This is a genomic window from Streptococcus intestinihominis (assembly GCF_046824975.1).
GTDB lineage: Bacteria > Bacillota > Bacilli > Lactobacillales > Streptococcaceae > Streptococcus.
The window spans coordinates 67553-71534 of the sequence record NZ_JBKQBL010000001.1 but is presented as its reverse complement, the minus strand read 5'-3'; the positions used below and the strand labels follow the sequence as shown (position 1 = coordinate 71534).

Here is a 3982-nt window from a genome sequence, read left to right as displayed (position 1 = left end):
TTGGCCTGTAATACAGCGACAGCTGTTGTATGGGAAGAGGTAAAAGAAGCCTTGGATATCCCTGTTTTAGGAGTGATTTTACCAGGTGCTTCCGCAGCTATCAAGGCGACGAGAAGCAAACGAATTGGCGTAATTGGGACACCGATGACAGTCGCCTCAGATATTTATCGTAAGAAGATTCAAAGCCTGTCACCAGAAATGGCAGTAGAGAGTTTAGCTTGTCCGAAATTTGTCCCTTTGGTTGAATCCAATGAGTTGCAGTCCAGTGTTACAAAAAAAGTCGTCTATGAAACCTTGAAACCCCTTGCCGGGAAGGTAGATACGCTGGTTTTGGGTTGCACTCATTATCCTCTTCTTCGCCCTATTATCCAAAATGTCATGGGGCCAGAGGTTCAATTAATTGATAGCGGGGCAGAGTGTGTCCGGGATATCTCGGTCTTACTCAACTACTTTGAGATTAATCGCAGTCGTCAATTGGACGATTGCCACCATCAATTTTATACAACGGCCAATGCAGCCAGTTTTGCAGCGATTGCCAAGACTTGGTTGCAACAAGTTGTTCATGTGGAGCATGTAGAATTATGAACCAAAAGATATATGAATACAAAGATGCCTTAAATTGGTTTCTAGCTGAATGGGGAGAGCGGAGTGACTATAACGAATATAGTGAAGTCTCTTCAGAAGCTTCTGAGCTTGTTGACTTAGTAGAATCACTAGTTGGAGACACAGACTTGGGTTTCCCGCTGAATGTTACAGTTGTCCGTTACGCCTCTAGTTTGCAGTTTTTAACCTTCCTCTTTCAAATCGTGGAGGAAACACTAGGCCGGAAAATTGAAATCGTGCAACGCCAAGGAGCCCTTCTCATTGTAGAAGGAGAACAATTGCTCTCCGTTTATCTGCCCAAAAATGGTCTTCCACTTGCAGATTTTTTGGGGCAGGAGGGCCTCAAGGATCGCTTGTTAATCGCTACTCGGAATGAAGGAAAAACCAAAGAGTTTCGTCAGATTTTTGAGCAAATGGGCTTTGAAGTGGAGAATCTCAATGATTATCCTGATCTTCCAGAAGTAGCTGAAACAGGAATGACTTTTGAAGAAAATGCCCGCCTAAAAGCTGAGACGATTTCACAGCTAACAGGGAAAATGGTCTTGGCGGATGATTCAGGCCTTATGGTTGACATCCTTGGAGGCTTACCAGGTGTCTGGTCTGCTCGCTTTGCAGGTGAGGGAGCGACTGATTTAGAGAACAATGCCAAGCTCTTACATGAGTTGGCGATGGTGTTTGAATTGAAGGATCGGTCAGCTAAATTTCACACAACCTTAGTCGTTGCCAGTCCTGGTAAGGAAAGCCTGGTTGTTGAGGCGGATTGGCCAGGATATATCAATTTTGAACCAAAAGGTGAAAACGGGTTTGGCTATGATTCCCTCTTTCTAGTTGGAGAAACAGGTAAGACATCTGCCCAACTAACTCTAGAGGAAAAGAATCAACAATCGCATCGAGCTTTAGCCGTGAAGAAATTAGTGGAGGTATTCCCAGCATGGCAGAACAAATAATCATCGTCATGAGCGATTCTCATGGTGATCGTCAGATCGTAGAAGAGATCAAAAACCACTATAAAGGAAAGGTCGATGCCATTTTTCACAACGGGGATTCTGAGTTAGAAAGTACCGATCCTGTATGGGAAGGCATTCATGTTGTCAAAGGGAACATGGACTTTTATGGGGAGTACCCTGAACGTTTGGTGACGCAATTGGGTCCTACTCGGATCATTCAAACCCATGGCCATCTTTTCCAAATTAATTTTAGTTTTCAAAAGTTAGATTTGTGGGCCCAGGAAGAAGATGCAGATATCTGCCTCTATGGCCATTTGCATATTCCGGATGCTTGGAAGGAAGGGCGTACCCTTTTTCTGAACCCTGGGTCAGTCAGTTTACCGCGGGGGTCTATTCAAGAGTGCCTCTATGCTAAAGTGGAAATTGATGCAGATTCCTATCGAGTTGAGTTTTTAAATCGGAAACATGAGGTGTATGAACCTCTTACAAAGGAGTTCAATCGATGATCGCTAAGGAATTTGAGGAATTTATTCTTCGAGAAGAAATAACTTTTTTGACTCCAGCGCGCAATTTAGCTGTTTTGATTGATACGCACAATGTGGATCATGCTATCTTGGTGCTCAGTCAAATTAGCTACACTCGTGTTCCTGTTGTGACCGATCAGATGAAGTACGTAGGGACGATTTCTTTAACAGACATTCTTTCTTACCAAATGAAACATGATTATTCTGATGAAGTCTTTTCATCCATGGACATCGTTCATATGACAAAAGCGGATGGAGAGCGCTTAGGGAAAGATTATACTGTGACAGAAGTCTTGCATAAGTTGGTAGAGGAATCCTTTCTACCGGTTGTTTCAGAGGATGGAGTCTTTGAAGGAATCATTACTCGAAAATCCATTTTAAAAGCCATCAACTCCCTCATGCACAATTTCTCAAATGAATACGAGATGAGGAAAATATGAAAGAATACATAGCTAGTTTTATCAAAGAAAAAGACTTAAGTGAAAATTCACAGACGGCTTATTCTTATGATTTGGATCAGTTCGTGGATACTGTTCATAACCATGTCTCAGATACGAATCTTCGAATTTATCAAGCTTCGATTAAAGATTTTAAACCAGCTGTTCAAAAACGGAAACTTTCAGCCGTCAACCAATTTTTGTTTTATCTTTATCAACATCAAGTTATCGAGGATTACCATCGTTTGGTCCTTCCGAAAGTATCTGTGCCGAAAAGCCACGACCAAGAACTATTGGACTTATCCCTCTTGTGGGAAGGGTCAGAGCAATCTCAAGGACGCTTGATTGCCCTATTGATTGTCGAGATGGGCTTGTTGCCTAGTGAAATTCTTCAGTTGAAAATCGTTGATATCGAGCTCGATTTTCAGGTTTTACGCGTAGGAAAAGAAGGACAAAAACGGGTCTTGCGTATTCCGGATGCTCTTCTAGGAGAGTTGACGGATTTGATGACAGGGACTTATTTATTTGATAACAAGGGCAAGGCCTACTCGCGTCAGTGGGGCTTCCGTCAATTAGAGTCCTTCCTATTGGAAAAAGGGTTTGAGAATCTTTCGGCACAATCCTTACGGGAACAATACATTTTAAAACAAAGAGAACAGGGGATGGATCTGTTTAGCATCGCCCGTGAGCTCGGGTTAAAAACTCTTGTTACCTTAGAAAAGTATAAGTAATGGATATTAAAATAAAGGATTTTGAAGGTCCCTTGGATCTTCTCTTACACCTCGTTTCAAAATACCAAATGGATATTTATGAGGTTCCTCTGATTGAGGTGATCGAGCAGTACTTAGCCTATCTAACGACCCTTCAAGCCATGCGGCTTGAAGTTGCTGGTGAATACATGCTGATGGCCAGTCAATTGACCTTGATTAAGAGTCGGCGTCTCCTTCCAAAAATTGCGGAGCAAGCAACGGATGAAGAAGATTTGGAGCAGGATCTCCTGTCTCAAATCGAAGAGTACCGGAAGTTTAAACTATTGGGTGAAAAGATGGCCCTTCAACACGAGGAGAGAGCCCAGTACTTTTCAAAACCCAAAACGGAATTAGTCTATGATGATGCTGAATTGGTCCATGACAAGACCACGATAGATCTTTTCTTGGCCTTTTCAAAATTGTTAACGAAAAAGAAGGAAGAATTTCGACAAAATCATACGACCATTGTTCGAGACGAGTATAAAATTGAAGACCTGATGAATGTTGTTCGTCACTTGTGTCAACCTGGTAAGAGAATCTTACTACAAGATATTTTTGAGGAAGCCAAGGATGTCAACGAACTGATTACAGTTTTTTTGGCGACTTTGGAATTAATTAAAGTACAAGAAGTTGAGGCTCTTCAGGAAGAACCATTTGGAGATATTATTTTAGTAGGATTAAAGAATGAGTAAAATTGCAGAGATGGAGGCCCTCTTGTTTGT

6 protein-coding genes are annotated in these 3982 nt (G+C 41.9%); all 6 read left to right on the top strand.

All coding sequences use genetic code 11. The features are described from left to right. The coding region (gene murI, locus ACLOR3_RS00375) for a glutamate racemase (RefSeq protein ID WP_412036880.1) at window positions 1-585 on the top strand (585 nt) is incomplete at its 5' end. Continuing rightward, the gene (locus ACLOR3_RS00370) at window positions 582-1550 is read left to right on the top strand and encodes a nucleoside-triphosphate diphosphatase (protein WP_411399971.1); all 969 of its coding nucleotides are present in this window, start codon (window positions 582-584) and stop codon (window positions 1548-1550) included. The genes murI and ACLOR3_RS00370, both read left to right, overlap by 4 nt. After that, window positions 1535-2056: a metallophosphoesterase gene (locus ACLOR3_RS00365; RefSeq protein ID WP_411399970.1), complete on the top strand. Its 522-nt coding sequence runs from the start codon at window positions 1535-1537 to the stop codon at window positions 2054-2056. The genes ACLOR3_RS00370 and ACLOR3_RS00365 overlap by 16 nt, the downstream gene beginning before the upstream one ends. Beyond that, complete coding sequence (cbpB, locus tag ACLOR3_RS00360) at window positions 2053-2514, top strand: cyclic-di-AMP-binding protein CbpB (protein WP_411399969.1); 462 nt, start codon at window positions 2053-2055, stop codon at window positions 2512-2514. Before ACLOR3_RS00365 ends, cbpB begins: the two co-directional genes overlap by 4 nt. Then, entirely contained in the window at window positions 2511-3242 is a 732-nt protein-coding gene (gene xerD / locus ACLOR3_RS00355; protein ID WP_195323677.1) for a site-specific tyrosine recombinase XerD, read from the top strand. The genes cbpB and xerD overlap by 4 nt, the downstream gene beginning before the upstream one ends. After that, window positions 3242-3952 (top strand): segregation/condensation protein A, encoded by a 711-nt coding sequence (locus ACLOR3_RS00350; RefSeq protein ID WP_048715402.1) that lies wholly within the window; start codon window positions 3242-3244, stop codon window positions 3950-3952. The genes xerD and ACLOR3_RS00350 overlap by 1 nt, the downstream gene beginning before the upstream one ends. Window positions 3953-3982 lie beyond the last annotated feature (30 nt).